Source organism: Mesorhizobium sp. WSM4819, assembly GCF_055811215.1.
The window spans coordinates 19,997-36,954 of the sequence record NZ_JBVVQO010000009.1 but is presented as its reverse complement, the minus strand read 5'-3'; the positions used below and the strand labels follow the sequence as shown (position 1 = coordinate 36,954).

Annotated in this window: 13 protein-coding genes; 2 read left to right on the top strand and 11 right to left on the bottom strand. The window is 63.9% G+C overall.

Features of this window, described 5'->3' with window-relative positions; translation table 11 throughout:
* Window positions 1-60: 60 nt before the first annotated feature.
* Window positions 61-1,038: a TRAP transporter substrate-binding protein gene (locus AC0L18_RS10645; protein WP_473492110.1), complete on the bottom strand. Its 978-nt coding sequence runs from the start codon at window positions 1,036-1,038 to the stop codon at window positions 61-63.
* 36 nt (window positions 1,039-1,074) lie between these two features.
* Window positions 1,075-2,484 carry a glucuronate isomerase gene (gene uxaC, locus AC0L18_RS10640; protein WP_473492108.1) on the bottom strand — a complete coding sequence of 470 codons (1,410 nt, stop codon included), beginning with the start codon at window positions 2,482-2,484 and terminating at the stop codon, window positions 1,075-1,077.
* A 176-nt stretch (window positions 2,485-2,660) separates the two neighbouring features.
* Between uxaC and AC0L18_RS10635 the strand changes: the two genes are divergently transcribed.
* Window positions 2,661-4,145 (top strand): mannitol dehydrogenase family protein, encoded by a 1,485-nt coding sequence (locus AC0L18_RS10635; RefSeq protein WP_473492106.1) that lies wholly within the window; start codon window positions 2,661-2,663, stop codon window positions 4,143-4,145.
* Window positions 4,146-4,383: 238 nt separating this feature from the next.
* Here AC0L18_RS10635 and AC0L18_RS10630 read toward each other — a convergent pair whose 3' ends face one another.
* The 7 genes from AC0L18_RS10630 to AC0L18_RS10600 all read right to left on the bottom strand — a co-directional run bounded on the left by AC0L18_RS10630 (window position 4,384) and on the right by AC0L18_RS10600 (window position 12,700).
* Window positions 4,384-4,791: a F0F1 ATP synthase subunit epsilon gene (locus AC0L18_RS10630; RefSeq protein ID WP_027154563.1), complete on the bottom strand. Its 408-nt coding sequence runs from the start codon at window positions 4,789-4,791 to the stop codon at window positions 4,384-4,386.
* 125 nt (window positions 4,792-4,916) lie between these two features.
* Entirely contained in the window at window positions 4,917-6,500 is a 1,584-nt protein-coding gene (gene atpD / locus AC0L18_RS10625) for a F0F1 ATP synthase subunit beta (RefSeq protein WP_027154564.1), read from the bottom strand.
* Between the two features lie 73 nt (window positions 6,501-6,573).
* Entirely contained in the window at window positions 6,574-7,458 is an 885-nt protein-coding gene (locus tag AC0L18_RS10620; RefSeq protein WP_023800085.1) for a F0F1 ATP synthase subunit gamma, read from the bottom strand.
* A gap of 34 nt (window positions 7,459-7,492) precedes the next feature.
* Complete coding sequence (gene atpA / locus AC0L18_RS10615) at window positions 7,493-9,022, bottom strand: F0F1 ATP synthase subunit alpha (protein ID WP_023800086.1); 1,530 nt, start codon at window positions 9,020-9,022, stop codon at window positions 7,493-7,495.
* On the bottom strand, window positions 9,022-9,582 hold the full coding sequence (locus AC0L18_RS10610) for a F0F1 ATP synthase subunit delta (RefSeq protein WP_023800087.1): 561 nt from the start codon (window positions 9,580-9,582) through the stop codon (window positions 9,022-9,024). The genes atpA and AC0L18_RS10610 overlap by 1 nt, the downstream gene beginning before the upstream one ends.
* Window positions 9,583-9,828: 246 nt before the next feature.
* Entirely contained in the window at window positions 9,829-10,224 is a 396-nt protein-coding gene (locus tag AC0L18_RS10605) for an AGROH133_08824 family phage infection protein (protein WP_023800088.1), read from the bottom strand.
* 292 nt (window positions 10,225-10,516) lie between these two features.
* Entirely contained in the window at window positions 10,517-12,700 is a 2,184-nt protein-coding gene (locus AC0L18_RS10600; protein WP_091600165.1) for a primosomal protein N', read from the bottom strand.
* 189 nt (window positions 12,701-12,889) lie between these two features.
* On the opposite strand from AC0L18_RS10600, the gene fsa reads away from it, so the two are divergent.
* Complete coding sequence (gene fsa, locus AC0L18_RS10595) at window positions 12,890-13,543, top strand: fructose-6-phosphate aldolase (protein ID WP_473492104.1); 654 nt, start codon at window positions 12,890-12,892, stop codon at window positions 13,541-13,543.
* Window positions 13,544-13,672: 129 nt separating this feature from the next.
* Here the strand turns inward: fsa and AC0L18_RS10590 are convergent, their stop codons facing one another.
* Together AC0L18_RS10590 and leuS are read right to left on the bottom strand one after the other, a co-directional pair.
* The gene (locus AC0L18_RS10590; RefSeq protein ID WP_473492102.1) at window positions 13,673-14,260 is read right to left on the bottom strand and encodes an LPS assembly lipoprotein LptE; all 588 of its coding nucleotides are present in this window, start codon (window positions 14,258-14,260) and stop codon (window positions 13,673-13,675) included.
* On the bottom strand, window positions 14,247-16,871 hold the full coding sequence (gene leuS / locus AC0L18_RS10585) for a leucine--tRNA ligase (RefSeq protein WP_473492100.1): 2,625 nt from the start codon (window positions 16,869-16,871) through the stop codon (window positions 14,247-14,249). Before leuS ends, AC0L18_RS10590 begins: the two co-directional genes overlap by 14 nt.
* Between the last annotated feature and the right edge of the window lie 87 nt (window positions 16,872-16,958).

Here is a 16,958-nt window from a genome sequence, read left to right as displayed (position 1 = left end):
GAGGTCACTGGTTCTCTCCGCAAGAGGGTGGCGGCGCGGAATGCCCGCGCCGCCGCTTGATCACTGAACGGCCCTAATGGCTTCGACCATGGCCTTCAGCTTGTCGTCCTTGACGTGCTTTTCGTAGACCGGTCCCATCGCGTCGATGAAGGCCTGCTTGTCCGGCGTCGTGATCTGCGAACCGGCCGCCTCGACCTTGGCACGCGATTCCTTGACCTTGGCGGCCCACAGCTCACGCTGCTTGGCGACGCTTTCCTTGGCGGCCGCCTTGAAGATCGCCTGGTCTTCCGGCGTCAGCTTGTCCCAGCTCGACTTCGCCATGACAAAGGCTTCCGGCACCATCGTGTGCTCGTCGAGCGAATAGTGCTTGGCGACTTCCGCATGCTTGGCGGTGTCGTAGCTCGGAAAATTGTTCTCCGCGCCGTCGATGACCCCGGTTTCGATCGCCGAATACACCTCGCCATACGGCATCGGTGTCGCGTTGGCGCCGAGTGCGGCCACCATGTCGACGAAGATGTCGGACTGGATGACGCGGAACTTCAACCCGGCCATATCGGCTACAGAGTTGATCGGCTTCTTCGAATTGTAGAAGGAGCGCGCGCCGCCGTCATAAAAGGCGAGCAGCACCAGCCCGACCTGTTCGAACGCCGTCGCGATCTGGTCGCCGACCGGTCCGTCCATGACCTTGTGCATATGGTCTTCCGAGCGGAAGATGTAGGGCAGCGAGGGCACGGTGGTTTCGGGAATGAGTCCGTTGAACGGCGCCATCGAGACGCGGTTGAGGTCGATCACGCCCGAGCGCACCTGCTCGATCGTGTCCTTTTCCTCGCCGAGCTGCGCGGAATGATAGACATCGACTGAATAGCGGCCGGCCGTGCGCTCCTTCACCAGCTCGCCAAAATATTTGACAGCCTCGACCGTCGGATAGCCGTCCGGGTGCGTGTCGGACGAGCGCAGGACCGTCTGGGCGCTTGCCGTTCCGGCCATCAGTGCGGCGGCCAGTAGCGTAGCTCCCGCCAGTCTAGAAAAATGCAGCATTGGTTCCTCCCGTTTGAACGATGGCGGCAAGCGCCGTTAAAGCCGGTACGCCTTTTTCGCGAGCGTATAGGCAAGTTCCTGCGCCAGCTCGTGCGCCTCGTCCTCGCGGAGCCGGTGCTCGGCGACGAGACGCGCAAGAAAGGCGCAATCGACCCGACGCGCCACATCATGGCGAGCCGGGATGGATGGAAAGGCGCGGGTGTCGTCGTTGAAGCCGACGGTGTTGTAGAAGCCGGCAGTCTCGGTGGTCATCTCGCGGAACCGGCGCATGCCCTCCGGGCTGTCGTGGAACCACCAGGCCGGCCCGAGCTTCAGCGCAGGATAGACGCCGGCGAGTGGCGCCAGTTCGCGCGCATAGCTGGTCTCGTCGAGCGTGAAGAGGATGATTGCAAGGCCGCGCTCCAGGCCGACGCAGTCGAGCAGCGGCTTCAGCGCCGTCACATAGTCGGTTCTGGTCGGGATGTCGAAACCCTTGTCCCTGCCGAACTTGTGGAAGACGGCGGGCGAATGATTGCGCCAGGAGCCGGGATGGATCTGCAGGACCAGCCCATCGTCGCGGCTCATCTTGGCCATCTCGGTCAGCATCTGGGCGCGAAACAGTTTTCGCTCACGCTCGTCGTCCGAGCCCCGGCGGATGCGGTTGAACAGTTCATGCGCGGCAGCATCCGACAGATTGGCGGTCTCCGCCGTCGGATGGCCGTGATCCGACGCAGTCGCGCCAAAACTTTTGAAGAAGGCTCTTCTCTGGCGATGCGCATCGAGATAGCCGGCCCAGCTGCCGGTATCGCAGCCGGTGATGTCGCCGAGTCGATCGAGATTGGCAGAAAAGCCTTCGAAATCGGGATCAACGACGGCGTCCGGCCGGTAGGCGGTGACGACGCGGCCCTCCCAGCCGCTGTCGCGGATCATCTGGTGCCATCTGAGATCGTCGAGCGCGCCTTCGGTCGTCGCGATGACCTCGATATTGAAGCGCTCGAACAGGGCTCGCGGGCGAAAATTCTCCCACTGCAGCAAGGTCGAGATCGTGTCGTAGTGGGCGTCGGCGGTTGCGGCCGTCAGCGGCTCTTCGATGCCGAACAGGTGGGCAAGCACATGGTCGAGCCATAACCGCGTCGGCGTGCCGCGGAACAGATGATAGTGCTCGGCGAAGCGCCGCCAGATCGTCCTGCCGTCGGTCTCCACCGGCGAGCCGTCGAGCGTTGGCACGCCGAGATCCTCGAGCCGGACGCCCTGGCTGAACAGCATGCGGAAGATGTAATGGTCCGGCACAACAAGCAATTGCGCTGGATCGGAAAACGCCTCGTTGAGCGCATACCAGCGCGGATCCGTGTGACCGTGCGGGCTGACGATCGGCAGATCCTTGACAGCTGCGTGAAGATCGCGGGCGAGCGACAGCGGACGCGCCTCCGACGGAAACAGCAGATCCGGATCGGTCAATGCGGCCACGTCGTTCCTCCCATCCCGGCCATCGGTAGGGTCGGAAAGAAATAATGTCAACATACAAAAAATAGATTGTTGTATGATGACTTTAACGCAACATCAGCCCATTGTGCGGGAACGAAACGGATGTTACGCCGCATGCCTGCCACGCCCGGCACGAGCTCGATCAGACCCATCGCACGATGACAGACAGACGCCTTTCCAACAGCACGCGGCAGGCATTGCCGGCCTCGGTCGCGGTCCCCGGATACGACCGCAACCGTGTCGTACCCGGCATCGTCCATCTTGGCGTCGGCGCATTCCACCGCGCCCATCAGGCAGCCTATGTCGACGATTGCCTGGCGGCAGGAGAGACGGATTGGGGCATTGTCGGCGTCTCGCTGCGAAGCGCCGACACACGCGACGCGCTGGCGCCGCAGGACGGACTTTACACGCTAGCGGTCAGGAGCAGCGACAGCGAAAGCCTGCGCGTCGTCGGCTCGATCCTGTCGATGCTGGTGGCGCCGGAAGATCCCGGTGCGGTGCTGGCCGCGCTGACCGATCCGCGCACCGCCATCGTCACACTGACGATCACCGAAAAAGCCTATCTCAGGGCGGCTGGTGGCGGACTGGACACAGCCCATCCCGACATCGTCCACGATTTGGCCAACCCGCAAATGCCGCGGACGGCGCATGGTTTTCTGGCCGAATCGCTTGCGCGCCGCCGCGCCGCCGGTATCCAGCCATTCACAGTGCTGTGCTGCGACAATCTCCCGGCCAACGGCGCCACGCTGCGCCGGCTGCTGGTCGAATTCGCCGCTTTGCGCGGTACCGATCTCGCCCGCCACATCGCCGATGAGGTGGCGTTTCCGTCGAGCATGGTGGATCGCATCGTGCCGGCGACCATCGATGCCGACCGGGCACGGATATCAGGCCAGCTCGGCGTCGATGACGCCTGGCCTGTCATGACCGAGCCGTTCTGCCAATGGGTGGTCGAAGACGATTTCCCGGCGGGCAGGCCGGCCTGGGAAAGGTTCGGGGTCACCATGGTCGGTGACGTCGGGCCGTTCGAGGACATGAAGCTGCGCCTGCTCAACGGCTCCCATTCGGCGATCGCCTATCTTGGCCTGCTCAGCGGCTTTGAGACGGTCGACCGCGCCTTCGCCGATCCGGCGATCCAGCAATTTGTCGACGGATTGTGGGCCGAGGCGATCACGACACTGCCGAAGGACGCCGGGCTCGACACGACCGACTACACGGCCCAGCTTGCCAAGCGCTATTCGAACACCGCGCTCGCCCATCGGACGGCGCAGATCGCCAATGATGGCAGCCAGAAACTGCCCCAGCGCATCATTGCCTCGGCAATGGAGCGGATGAGTGACGGTGCCCCGCCCGCCTATCTGATGCTGGTGGTCGCCGCCTGGATCGCGGCTTGCGAGGCGCGCGGCAAAGCCTTGCCGGAAAACCACTTCACCGACCCGCTCGACCTGGCTTTGACCGCACTCGACACTCGGCATCTGTCGGCTGGCGAAGCGGTGGTGGCGGTGTTCGACCTGGCCGGCTTCGCCAAGGGCGGTGCCGAGCGCCTGACGCTGATCGACCTCGCGGCCGCCCATCTCGAACGCCTGCGCCAGGGCGGCGTGGCAGCTGCTTTCACGGCGCTGGGGATAGTCAGTAAAAAGCCATGAGGCCGGCCTGCAACGCGCCATGCGCGCGGTAGGTCGCGAACGGGCTGGGCAACGCACTTCCCTTCGCCCCTTGTGGGAGAAGGTGGCCGCGCGAAGCACGGTCGAATGAGGGGTGTTCCCGAGAACGCCGACGCCTCATTTCTTCCAACTCCCCTCAACCGTCTTGGCGCTGCGCGCCAATCCACCTTCTCCTACAAGGGGAGAATGGAAGTGGCGCCCGGCCGAGGATTCGTGCCCTCTATGCCGGCAAAATCGCGCCTTCGAGTGTGGTGAGCTGGCTAAGGAACTGCTCGGCCTTGCTGCGCGTCTCGTCGTCCTTGGCGTCGGCGACGTCTTCCCTGGCTTCCTGGATACGGCGGGCGAGGTCGGCGCGGTCGATGTCGCCGACGGCTACAGCCGATTCGGCCAGCAGCGTGCAGCCGGCCGGAACAATGTCGGCAAAGCCGCCGAACACGACGTAGCGCTCTGCCTTGCCTTCCGCGGTCTTTACCGTGACGACGCCGGGCTTGATCGTGGTCATGACCGGCGCGTGATGGGCCATGACGGTCATTTCACCTTCGGCGCCCGGAATGACGACGGATTCGACCTGCTCGGAAACCAGCAGCCGCTCCGGCGAGACCAGTTCGAATTTGAAAGCTTCAGGCATGATCAACTCAGCGAATGGTGAATGGTGAATGGTGAATGGTCTGAAAGACCTTCACTCAGCCTCGATTTCCTGTCCGCTGCTCCCCATTCACAATTCACTATTGACCATTATTGACCATTCACCAATCACGCCGCTTCGGCCGCCAGGCGCTGTGCCTTCTCGACCGCTTCTTCGATGCCGCCGACCATGTAGAAGGCGGCTTCCGGCAGGTGGTCGTAGTCGCCGTTGCAGAGGCCCTTGAAGCCCTTGATGGTGTCGGCGAGATCGACCAGCTTCCCCGGCGCGCCGGTGAACACTTCGGCGACGAAGAAGGGCTGCGACAGGAAGCGCTCGATCTTGCGGGCGCGGGCCACCGTCTGCTTGTCCTCTTCCGACAGCTCGTCCATGCCCAGGATGGCGATGATGTCCTGCAGCGACTTGTAGCGCTGCAGGATCGACTGCACCTGGCGGGCGACCTGGTAGTGCTCTTCGCCGACGACCATCGGGTCGAGCATGCGCGAGGTCGAATCGAGCGGATCGACGGCCGGATAGATGCCCTTTTCCGAGATCGCGCGGTTGAGCACGGTCGTCGCGTCGAGGTGGGCGAACGAGGTCGCGGGCGCCGGATCGGTCAGATCGTCGGCCGGCACGTAGATCGCCTGCACCGAGGTGATCGAGCCCTTGGTCGTCGTCGTGATGCGCTCCTGCAGCGCGCCCATGTCGGTGGCCAGCGTCGGCTGATAGCCCACGGCCGAAGGAATTCGGCCGAGCAGCGCCGACACTTCGGAGCCAGCCTGCGTGAAGCGGAAGATGTTGTCGACGAAGAACAGCACGTCCTGGCCCTGGTCGCGGAAATATTCGGCAACAGTCAGGCCAGTCAGGCCGACGCGGGCGCGCGCGCCCGGCGGCTCGTTCATCTGGCCATAGACGAGCGCCGCCTTGGATCCTTCGCCGCCGCCCTTCTTGTTGACGCCGGACTCGATGAACTCATGATAGAGATCGTTGCCTTCGCGGGTGCGCTCACCGACGCCGGCGAACACCGAGAAGCCGCCATGCGCCTTGGCGACGTTGTTGATCAATTCCTGGATCAGCACCGTCTTGCCGACGCCGGCGCCGCCGAACAGGCCGATCTTGCCGCCGCGGGCATAGGGTGCCAGCAGGTCGAGAACCTTGATGCCGGTGACCAGGATTTGTGCTTCCGTCGACTGCTCGACATAGGTCGGCGCCGGCTGGTGGATGGAGCGCATCTCGATGCCGTCGACCGGGCCTGCCTCGTCGACCGGCTCGCCGATGACGTTGATGATGCGGCCGAGCATGCCCGGACCGACCGGCACGGTGATCGGCGCGCCGGTGTCATAGACGTCCTGGCCGCGAACCAGACCTTCGGTCGAGTCCATGGCGATGCAGCGCACCGTGTTCTCGCCGAGATGCTGAGCCACCTCGAGCACGAGACGATTGCCGACATTGGACGTTTCCAGGGCGTTCAGGATCGCCGGCAGATGTTCGCCGAACTGCACGTCGACAACGGCGCCGATGACCTGGCGAACCTTGCCGGCCAGGCCGGTCTTGTTGATGGCAACGGTCGGCGCCTTCGCCGCGGCAGCCTTGGCGGGCGCTGCCGCCTTCTTGGCCGGAGCCGCCTTCGCTGCCGCTGCCGGAGCCTTTGCCGGTGCTGCCGCCGTCGCGGCGGTCTTCGGGGCCGCCTTCTGGGGGGTCGCTGCTTTCGCCATCGTCTTTACCCTTTTCGTCTCTTTGTTTCTCACGCGATCCGCCTGAAGGTCGCTGACCTTCATGGGAGCGCGCCTAGAGCGCCTCGGCGCCCGAAATGATTTCGATCAATTCCTTGGTGATCTGCGCCTGCCGCTGGCGGTTGTAGGTGATCGACAATTTGTTGATCATGTCGCCTGCGTTGCGCGTCGCATTGTCCATGGCGCTCATCTTGGCGCCCATCTCGCCGGCGGCGTTTTCGAGCAGAGCGCGAAAAACCTGGACGGAAATGTTGCGCGGAATGAGATCGGAGAGGATTTCGCCCGGCTCCGGCTCGTATTCATAGACGGCACTGCCGCCGTCCGTCGCCTCGGCGGTGGCGGTAGGCACGCCTGCCGGGATGATCTGCTGGGTTGTCGGGATCTGGCTGATCACCGATTTGAACTGCGAGTAAAACAGCGTGCAGATGTCGAAGCCGCCCTCGTTGAAGAGCTGGATGACCTTCTTGGCAATGCCATCGGCATTGACGAAGCCCAGCGTCTTCACCTCGCGCAAGTCGACGCGCTCGAGGATCAGCGCCGCATAGTCGCGACGCAGGATGTCGAACCCCTTCTTGCCGACGCAGATGATCTTGACCTGTTTCCCGTCGGCCAAAAGCTTGCGGATGTGGTCGCGGGCAAGGCGTGCGATCTGCGAATTGAAGCCGCCGCACAGACCACGCTCGGCGGTGCAGACGACGAGCAGATGCACGTCGTCCTTGCCGGTGCCGGTCATCAGCGCCGGGGCCTCGCCGCCGCCGCCGATCGCCTGGGTGATGTTGGCCAGCACCGCACCCATGCGCTCCGAATAGGGGCGCGCTGCTTCCGCCGCCTCCTGCGCGCGGCGCAGCTTCGCCGCGGCGACCATCTGCATCGCCTTGGTGATCTTCTGCGTCGCCTTGACCGAGGCGATACGGTTACGAAGGTCTTTTAGTGAAGGCATGCTTCAAACCTGATCCCGTCCGTCCGGCCGTCGTTCAAGCAAAGGTCTTGGCGAAGGTGTCGATCTCCGCCTTCAGCTTGGCGCGCAGATCGTCCGACAGCGCCTTCTCCTTGCGGATGCCGTCGAGCACCTCCTTGCCGGCCGAGCGCATGTGGCTGAGCAAGCCATGCTCGAATTTGCTGACCTGGTCGATCGCCAACTTGTCGAGATAGCCGTTGACGCCGGCGAAGATCACCGCGACCTGTTCTTCGACCCTGAGCGGCGAGAATTGCGGCTGCTTCAGGAGTTCGGTCAGGCGTGCACCGCGGTTGAGCAGGCGCTGCGTCGCGGCGTCGAGGTCGGAGCCGAACTGGGCGAAGGCCGCCATTTCGCGGTACTGCGCGAGCTCGCCCTTGATCGAGCCGGCGACCTGCTTCATCGCCTTGATCTGCGCCGAGGAGCCGACGCGCGACACCGACAGGCCGACATTGACCGCCGGGCGGACGCCCTGGAAGAACAGATTGGTTTCCAGGAAGATCTGGCCGTCGGTGATCGAGATGACGTTGGTCGGGATATAGGCCGACACGTCGTTGGCCTGGGTCTCGATGATCGGCAGAGCCGTCAGCGAACCGCCGCCATTGTCGTCATTGAGCTTGGCGGCACGCTCCAGAAGGCGCGAATGCAGGTAGAAGACGTCGCCCGGATAGGCTTCGCGGCCAGGCGGGCGGCGCAGCAGCAGCGACATCTGGCGATAGGCGACGGCCTGCTTGGACAGATCGTCGTAACTGATCAGCGCGTGCATGCCGTTGTCGCGGAAATATTCGCCCATCGTGCAGGCGGTGAACGGCGCCAGGAACTGCATCGGCGCCGGATCGGAAGCGGTGGCGGCGATGATGATCGAATAATCGAGCGCGCCGCGCTCTTCGAGGACTTTCACGAACTGCGCAACGGTCGAGCGCTTCTGGCCGACGGCGACGTAGACGCAGTAGAGCTTTTCCTTCTCCGGGCCGTGCTCGTGCACCGATTTCTGGTTGAGCATCGTGTCGAGGATGATCGCGGTCTTGCCGGTCTGGCGATCGCCGATGACCAGCTCGCGCTGGCCGCGGCCGACCGGGATCAGCGCATCGATGGCCTTGAGGCCGGTCGACATCGGCTCGTTCACCGATTTGCGCGGAATGATGCCAGGCGCCTTGACGTCGACGCGCTTGCGCTCGGTCGCCTGGATCGGGCCCTTGCCGTCGATCGGGTTGCCGAGCGCATCGACGACGCGGCCGAGCAGGCCCATGCCGACCGGCGTATCGACGATGGCGCCGGTGCGCTTGACGATATCGCCTTCCTTGATGTCGCGGTCGGCGCCGAAGATGACGACGCCGACATTGTCGGCTTCGAGATTGAGCGCCATGCCGCGGATGCCGCCGGGGAATTCGACCATCTCGCCGGCCTGGACATTGTCGAGGCCATAGACGCGGGCGATGCCGTCACCGACGGACAGAACCTGGCCGACTTCGGAGACCTCGGCCTCCTTGCCGAAATTCTTGATCTGGTCTTTCAGAATTGCGGAAATTTCCGCGGCGCGGATGTCCATCAGCCGACCTCTTTCAGTGCAAGCTTGAGCGAATTGAGTTTGGTTTTGAGCGACGTATCGATCTGGCGCGAGCCTATCTTGACCACCAGCCCGCCGAGCAGCGACGGATCGACGGTCACGGTGATCGCGACATCCTTGCCGGCAACGCTTTTCAGCGCCGCCTTCAGCTCGGTTTGCTGGGCGTCGGTCAGCGCATGCGCCGAGGTCACTTCAGCGGCGGTCTCGCCACGATGCTCGGCGGCGATCTGGCGGAATGCCTTGATCATGCCGGGGATGGCGAACAGACGGCGGTTCTGGGCGACGACGCGCAGGAAATTGCCGGTAAGGCCGGTGATCCCTGCCTTGTCGGCGATCGCCGCAATGGCCTTGGCCTGGTCCTCGCTGGAGAACACCGGACTATTGATCAGGCGGGTCAGATCAGCACTGCCTTCGAGCATCGCCGCGAAACTGTTGAGGTCGGCCTCGACCTGGCCGACCGAATTCGCCTGGAGCGCGAGCTCGAACAGCGAACCCGCATAGCGCTCTGCGACACCTGAGATTGGCGATGACGATTGGGCCACGGACCGTCTTTTCTCTTGTCTGACAGGCCGCAGATTATTGGCGCGAGCGAAAACTCTGGCTAAATCTTTGACCTTACTGCATTTTTCCAAGCACGAAGACGCGGCTTCCGCTATCCCCGGCCGAAAGTCGATTGCCGTCTAGCACAGGCATTTTAAGACCGCAATGCGTCGCCCCGCATGGTTTTCAGGCACTATTGTCGCATCCGGCGGCGCGGTTCGACCGCCGGTCCCGAATTAGCCTTTGATTCAAGGCACAAAGCCGAAAGCGAAGGCAAGCGGCAGCGCCGCCAGCACCAGTTCGACCACGATGGACGCCCAGTTGAAAGGTGTGTTGGCGCTGTCCGACATCATCGACAGCAGGCGACCGAAGGCGGTGAACAGCCAGGAAAAGCCAAGCGCCATGTAGAGCAGCGGTTGCGCCAGCAGAATGCAGCACAGGCCGACGCCGAGATAGAAGCCTGACATCCTGCCGCGCCCTTCGGCGATCGCCGCCGCCTTTTCGGGCTTGACCTGCAGTCTGAGTATCCGGAAAGCCAGTGCCGGCGCCAGGAACAACATCAGCCCGAACAGCAAGGTCACGACGGCGCTCGACCACGCCAGCCACTCGCCCTGGCTCATCGGCCACGGAAACGCAAATTCCATACTGTCCCCTCGCAAATGGCTGTTTCGAAATTTCGGGCATTCTAGCGAAGCAAGAGCCATGCGCCAGATGCGCGTCACGAATTACGGGCGCGCATCAGTCCAACGCGAACACGACCGCCGCCTCGGTATGGATGCGCGTCGTACCAAGAGCTTCATGACGGGCTGTTCCTCCTTTATGGAACGCTATGCATTATGACCACATGAGACCACACAGGGAGTGAGGCGCTCGAGGTGTGGTGCTGGAATATATTGCAAGACCCGCCTGCGGCTGACTAGGCTAACTCCAAACGCCTCACAAAAAGCTCTGCGGGTCGATGTCGACCTGCACGCGCACCGAGCCCCGCAGCTTCGGTCCCTCGGCCAGCATGGCGCGAATGAACCCCTGAATGTCGGCGCGCCGTTCGCCCTGGATCAGCAGGCGAAAGCGATGGCGGCCGCCGATCAGCGACAGCGGCGCCTCGGCCGGGCCGAGCACGAACAGGTCGGCGGCCTGAGGTGCGGCGCGCCGCAAACCCCGCGCATGGCCCTCCGCTTCCGCCCGCGTCGCAGCACTGACGATGACGCCGGCGAGCCGGCCGAAAGGCGGCAGCACCGCCCGCTCGCGCTCGGCGATCTCGCGCTCGTAAAAAGCCTCGGCGTCGCCGGAGACGATCGCCCGCATGACCGGGTGGTCGGGCTGGAAGGTCTGCAGCAGGCCAAGACTCTTCTTGCCGGTGCGGCCGGCGCGGCCGGTCACCTGGCTGAGCAGCTGGAAGGTGCGCTCGGCGGCGCGCGGATCGCCATTGGCCAGGCCGAGGTCGGCGTCGACCACGCCAACCAGTGTCATGTTGGGGAAATTGTGGCCCTTGGCGACGAGCTGCGTGCCGATGACGATGTCGGCCTCGCCATTTGCGATGGCTTCAAGCTCCAGCCTGAGCCGCCGCACGCCGCCCATCAGGTCGGACGACAGGACGATGGTGCGGGCGTCGGGGAAATGCGCGACGACTTCTTCGGCGATGCGCTCGACGCCCGGCCCGCAGGCGACCAGATGGTCGAGCGTGCCGCATTCCGGGCAGGCCTCGGGCCGCCGCTCATTGTGCCCGCAATGGTGGCAGACGAGCTGGCCGCGAAAGCGGTGCTCGACCAGCCAGGCCGAGCAGACCGGGCAACCGAAGCGATGGCCGCAGACCCGGCACAGCGTCAGCGGCGCATAGCCGCGCCGGTTGAGGAACAGCAGTGACTGTTCCTTCTTCTCCAGTGTCTGGCGCATATGGCCAAGCAGCACCGGCGACAGGAAGCCGCCGCGTGCCGGCGGGGCGCGGCGCATGTCGATCGTCTTCAGGTCGGGAAGCGCCGCCTCGGCAAAGCGCGCCGAAAGCACCGCCCTGCTATAGCGGCCTTGGCTCGCATTGACCCGGCTTTCGACCGACGGTGTCGCCGAGGCGAGCACGACCGGAAAGCCGCCGATGTGGCCGCGCACCACCGCCATGTCGCGGGCATTGTAGAAGACGCGGTCTTCCTGCTTGTAGGCGGGGTCGTGCTCCTCGTCGACGACGATCAGCCCAAGCTCCCTGAACGGCAAAAACAGCGCCGAACGCGCGCCGGCAACGACGCGCACGCCACCTTCCGCCACCTGCCGCCAGACACGCTCGCGCATTCTTGGCGGCAGGTCCGAGTGCCATTCGGCCGGCTTGGCGCCGAACCGTTCCTGGAAGCGCTCGAGGAAAGCGTGGGTCAGCGCGATCTCCGGCAGCAGGATCAGCACCTGCTTGCCGCGGTCGAGCGCTGCCGACACCGCCTCGAAATAGACCTCAGTCTTGCCCGATCCGGTCACCCCGTCGAGCAGCGTGACGCCGAATGCGCCGGCCGCGACATTGCTGCGCAGCATCTCGGCTGCATCGCGCTGGTCCGGCATCAGCGATGGCTGGGCGTAGCCTGGGTCGGGTGCTGCGACCACCGGTCGCGGCGGGATCATGACGGTCTCGAACACGCCTTGCGCCTTCAGCCCGTCGATGACCGTCGACGACACGCCGGCCGCATGCGCCAGCCCGGACCGCGTCCAGGCGAGCCCGCCTTCGGCTGTCTCCAGCACGCGCATCCTCGCATCCGTCACACGGTCGGGTCTGGCCAAGGTGCGTTGCAGGCCTTCGATCCACGGTTCCGGGTCGAAGGCCTCCGGCGCCCGCAGCAGCATGCGCGCCACCATGCCGGGCGGCGACAGCGTGTATTGCGCAATCCAGTCGACGAAGCGGCGCATGGCGCGGCCGATCGGCGGGCAGTCGAAGACCTGCTCGATCGAGCGCAGTTTTTTGGCATCGACCTTTTCGACGGCGCCGTCCCAGACGATGCCGGCAACCTGGCGCGGACCGAGCGGCACGCGCACGATCGAGCCCGGCACCACGCGCATGCCGGCGGGCACGGCATAGGTGTAGGGCCGCTCGGCGGGCATCGGCACCAGCACCGGTGCGGCCGCGACAAAGGGCGAATCTTCGATCATGAGGCGTGACCTTGCCCCGACTTTCGTCTAGATCAAAGTCCGACCCCCAGAGGTGCATGACATGCACTAGAGCGACGTGCGTCCATCCGGACGCACAAAGTACGCTCTAGAACTTTAAACCTCGCATCGTGCCTCCGAAAATCGATTCGATTTTCGGGCCGATGCGATAAAAATCTTCAGGAGACCGTCATGAAATTTTTTGTCGACACCGCCGATATCAAGGAAATCCGTGAACTGAACGATTTGGGGCTGCTCGACGGCGTCACCACCAATCCTTCGCTGATCCTCAAATCCGGCGGCAAGATCGCCGAAGTCACCAGAGAGATCTGCGAGATCGTCAAGGGCCCGGTCTCGGCCGAAGTCGTCGCCACCGAATACAAGGACATGATGGCGGAGGCCAAGATCCTGGCCAGGATCGCCGACAACGTCTGCATCAAGGTGCCTCTGACGCTCGACGGCCTGAGGGCCTGCAAGGACATCCGCTCGGACGGCCGCATGGTCAATGTCACGCTGTGCTTCTCGGCTACCCAGGCGCTGCTCGCCGCCAAGGCCGGCGCCTCCTTCATCTCGCCCTTCGTCGGCCGCATCGACGACAGCGGCTGGGACGGCATGGAACTGATCGCCGATATCCGCACCATCTACGACAATTATGATTTCCAGACCGAGATCCTGACCGCCTCGGTGCGCACGGTGAACCACGTCAAGCAGGCCGCACTGATCGGCGCCGACGTCATCACCGCGCCGCCGGCGACGCTGAAGGCGCTGGTCAAGCACCCGCTGACCGACAAGGGCCTGGAGCAGTTCCTCGCCGACTGGGCCAAGACCGGCCAGACAATCGGCTGAAATCAAGAAGATCGGCTGAAATCAAAACGCCGTGTTCCCGTAAAAAAAAGGCCGAGCAATCGGCCTTTTTTTGCGCCAGCAATCAGGCCTCGGCGGTAGCCGGAACGTCTTGATCCAGGCCGAACGGCGCTAACCCGCCACCGTCTTGCCGTGCTTGACCAGAGCCTGGGCGATCGACAGGCGCAGCAGGTCCGCCAGTTCGCGCGCCGCGCGGTTCTCGGCGTCGATTTGCGCCCGGTAGGAGGCGAACTCCTGACGGGGCCGGTCGAAGGACGACGCTATCGAGCGCTTGCCGGTCGCGATCGTCGTGCCGGTCCTGGCGTCGATCAGCACATAATTCGCGGTCAGTGTCACCGTGCCCGCGGTTGGTTCGTCGTCATCGGTCGTGACCTGCACCTTTGCAGCGGATTCAATAAGTTCGGTAACGCCGAGATCGAGCGAATAGGCGGGCGACGCCGGCTCGCCCGCACCCTGGCCGAGCGCGAAAATCAGATTGTTGCGGACCTGCTGGGCGTAGCGCGTGTTGACCGGCTTGACCGAGATGGACCCGAGTTCGGCGGCAGCGCCAACTTGCGAACCGGTCGACAGCGGCGCGCTCGAATAGAGCGGGCGCACCGTGCAGGCCGAAACCAGCGCAACCGAAGCGACCAGCCCATACAGCGCGGCACGGCGCAGCAAATGCGTCACTTCTGTCTTCCTCGGATCAGGCAACGACATTGACGATCCTCTGCGGCACGATGATCACCTTGCGCGGTGCCTTACCTTCGAGCGCTTTCTGCACGAAGTCGAGAGCCAGAACCGCTTTTTCGACGGCACCTTGGTCCGCGTCTCGGGCAATTGTCAAATCGCCGCGCTTCTTGCCGTTGACCTGGACCGGCAGCACGATCTCGCTGTCGACGACAAGCGACGGATCAAAGACAGGCCAGGGCCGTTCGGCGACCAGATCGGTGCCGCCGAGCGCCTGCCAGCATTCCTCGGCCAGATGCGGCATGACCGGCGCAATCAAATGCACGAGGATGTCGACGGCTTGCCGGCAGGAAGCCTTGAGGGCCGGATCGGCCTTGCCTTCGGCCGCCTCGTTGAGCGGCGTGTTGAGCGCATTGGCGAGTTCGTAGATGCGGGCGATGGCGCGGTTGAAGGCGAGCTTTTCAATGTCCTCGCCCACCGATTTCAGGATCTTGTGCGCGGCCTTGGAAACAGTCCCTGCCTCGCCCTGCTTCGCCGCTGCCGGCTGGATTCCGGCGAGCGATTCGGCGGCTGTCGACACCAGGCGCCAGATACGCTGGATGAAGCGGTGCGCGCCGGCGGCGCCCTCGTCGGTCCATTCGACGTCACGTTCGGGCGGCGAGTCCGACAGCATGAACCAGCGCGCGGTGTCGGCGCCGTAGCCGTCGGTGATCTCTTCGGGGCTCACCGTGTTCTTCCTCGACTTCGACATTTTTTCGAGCGGGCCGATCACCGCCTCTTCGCCGGTCGCGATTTCTATGGCGCGGCGCTTGCCATCGACGTCCTCCAGCCGCACCTCGCTGGGCGCAAGCCAGCGGCTGTTCGCGCCACTGCCGACCCGATAGGTCTCGTGCACCACCATGCCTTGCGTGAACAGGCCCCTGAACGGCTCGGCGAGGTCGACATGGCCGGTCTCACGCATGGCGCGGGTGAAGAAGCGCGAATAGAGCAGGTGTAAAATGGCGTGCTCGATGCCGCCAATATACTGGTCGACCGGCAGCCATTCGGTAGCTGCCTTGGGATCGGTTGGGTCGTTCGCCCGGGGCGCGGTGAAGCGCGCGAAATACCACGACGAATCGACGAACGTGTCCATCGTGTCGGTTTCGCGGCGTGCATCCTTGCCGCATCGCGGGCATTTGACGTGCCGCCAGGTCGGATGGCGGTCGAGCGGATTGCCCGGCCGGTCGAACTCGATGTCGTCGGGAAGCTTGACCGGCAGGTCCGCCTTCGGCACCGGCACCACGCCGCAATCCTCGCAATGGATCATCGGGATCGGGCAGCCCCAGTAGCGCTGGCGCGAAATGCCCCAGTCGCGCAGGCGGAAGTTGACCTTGCGCTCGGCCATCGGCCGGTTGCCGATGGTCTTTTGTTCCAGCAGCTTGGCCACTTCGTCGAACGCCTGATCAGGCTTCCTGCCGTCGAGGAAGCGCGAATTGATCATCACGCCGTCGCCGACATAGGCCTCGTCGATGATCTGGAAGTTTCCCTGGATCTCGCCTTCCGGCATCACCACCGGAATGACCGGCAGCCCATATCGGTTAGCGAAGTCGAGGTCGCGCTGGTCACCGGACGGGCAACCGAATATGGCGCCGGTGCCGTACTCCATCAGCACGAAATTGGCGACATAGACAGGCAGCGTCCAGTTCGCGTCGAACGGATGGACGACTCGTATACCGGTATCCATGCCCTTTTTTTCGGCCGTTTCCAGCGCCGCCACCGAAGTGCCCATGTGGCGAACCTCGTCGATGAACTTGGCCAGCGCCGGATTGTTTTCGGCCGCCTTCTTGGCCAGCGGATGATCAACTGCGACCGCCATGAAAGAGGCGCCGAAGATGGTGTCGGGCCGCGTCGTGTAGACCTCCAGCTCATCTTCGCCGTCAACTGGAGTGGCCAGCGGCCAGCGGATCAGCAGGCCTTCCGAACGGCCGATCCAGTTCGCCTGCATCAGCTTGACTTTTTCCGGCCATTCGTCGAGGCCTTCCAGCGAGTCCAGCAGGTCCTGCGCGTAGTCGGTGATCTTGAAGAACCACTGCGTCAGCTCGCGCTGTTCGACCAGCGCACCGGAGCGCCAGCCGCGTCCGTCGATGACCTGCTCGTTGGCAAGCACCGTCATGTCCTCCGGATCCCAGTTGACCTTGGAGGATTTGCGCGTCACCAGCCCCTTCTCGACGAAATCGAGGAACAGCATCTGCTGGCGGTGGTAGTAGTCGACATCGCAGGTGGCGAATTCGCGCGCCCAGTCGAGCGACAGGCCCATGACCTTGAGCTGCTCGCGCATGGCGGCGATGTTCTGATAGGTCCAGTCCTTGGGATGGACCTTGTTCTGCATCGCCGCGTTCTCGGCCGGCATGCCGAAGGCGTCCCAGCCCATCGGGTGCAGCACGTTGAAACCCTTGGCCCGCTTGTAGCGCGCCACCACGTCGCCCATCGTGTAGTTGCGGGTATGGCCGATATGGATGCGCCCCGACGGATAGGGAAACATCTCGAGCACGTAGTATTTCGGACGCGGGTCGTCGTTGTCAGCCTCGAACAGCTTCTTGGCGTCCCAGGCCTTCTGCCATTTGGGCTCTGATGCGCGCGGATTGTATCGTTCGGTTGCCATTGGGTGTTTTTCACTTAAAAAGCATGCGCGAACAGCCGGACATGCCCGGCGGCTCAGGAAATGTCGTCGCGGTGTTCACCATGGATT

Coding starts and splice junctions, on each gene's coding strand:
- AC0L18_RS10645 (WP_473492110.1), bottom strand. CDS start 1,038: ATGCTGCATTTTTCTAGACTGGCGGGAGCTACGCTACTGGCCGCCGCA.
- AC0L18_RS10635 (WP_473492106.1), top strand. CDS start 2,661: ATGACAGACAGACGCCTTTCCAACAGCACGCGGCAGGCATTGCCGGCC.
- AC0L18_RS10600 (WP_091600165.1), bottom strand. CDS start 12,700: ATGATCGAAGATTCGCCCTTTGTCGCGGCCGCACCGGTGCTGGTGCCG.
- AC0L18_RS10605 (WP_023800088.1), bottom strand. CDS start 10,224: ATGGAATTTGCGTTTCCGTGGCCGATGAGCCAGGGCGAGTGGCTGGCG.
- fsa (WP_473492104.1), top strand. CDS start 12,890: ATGAAATTTTTTGTCGACACCGCCGATATCAAGGAAATCCGTGAACTG.
- AC0L18_RS10630 (WP_027154563.1), bottom strand. CDS start 4,791: ATGCCTGAAGCTTTCAAATTCGAACTGGTCTCGCCGGAGCGGCTGCTG.
- AC0L18_RS10590 (WP_473492102.1), bottom strand. CDS start 14,260: ATGTCGTTGCCTGATCCGAGGAAGACAGAAGTGACGCATTTGCTGCGC.
- leuS (WP_473492100.1), bottom strand. CDS start 16,871: ATGGCAACCGAACGATACAATCCGCGCGCATCAGAGCCCAAATGGCAG.
- atpD (WP_027154564.1), bottom strand. CDS start 6,500: ATGGCGAAAGCAGCGACCCCCCAGAAGGCGGCCCCGAAGACCGCCGCG.
- AC0L18_RS10620 (WP_023800085.1), bottom strand. CDS start 7,458: ATGCCTTCACTAAAAGACCTTCGTAACCGTATCGCCTCGGTCAAGGCG.
- atpA (WP_023800086.1), bottom strand. CDS start 9,022: ATGGACATCCGCGCCGCGGAAATTTCCGCAATTCTGAAAGACCAGATC.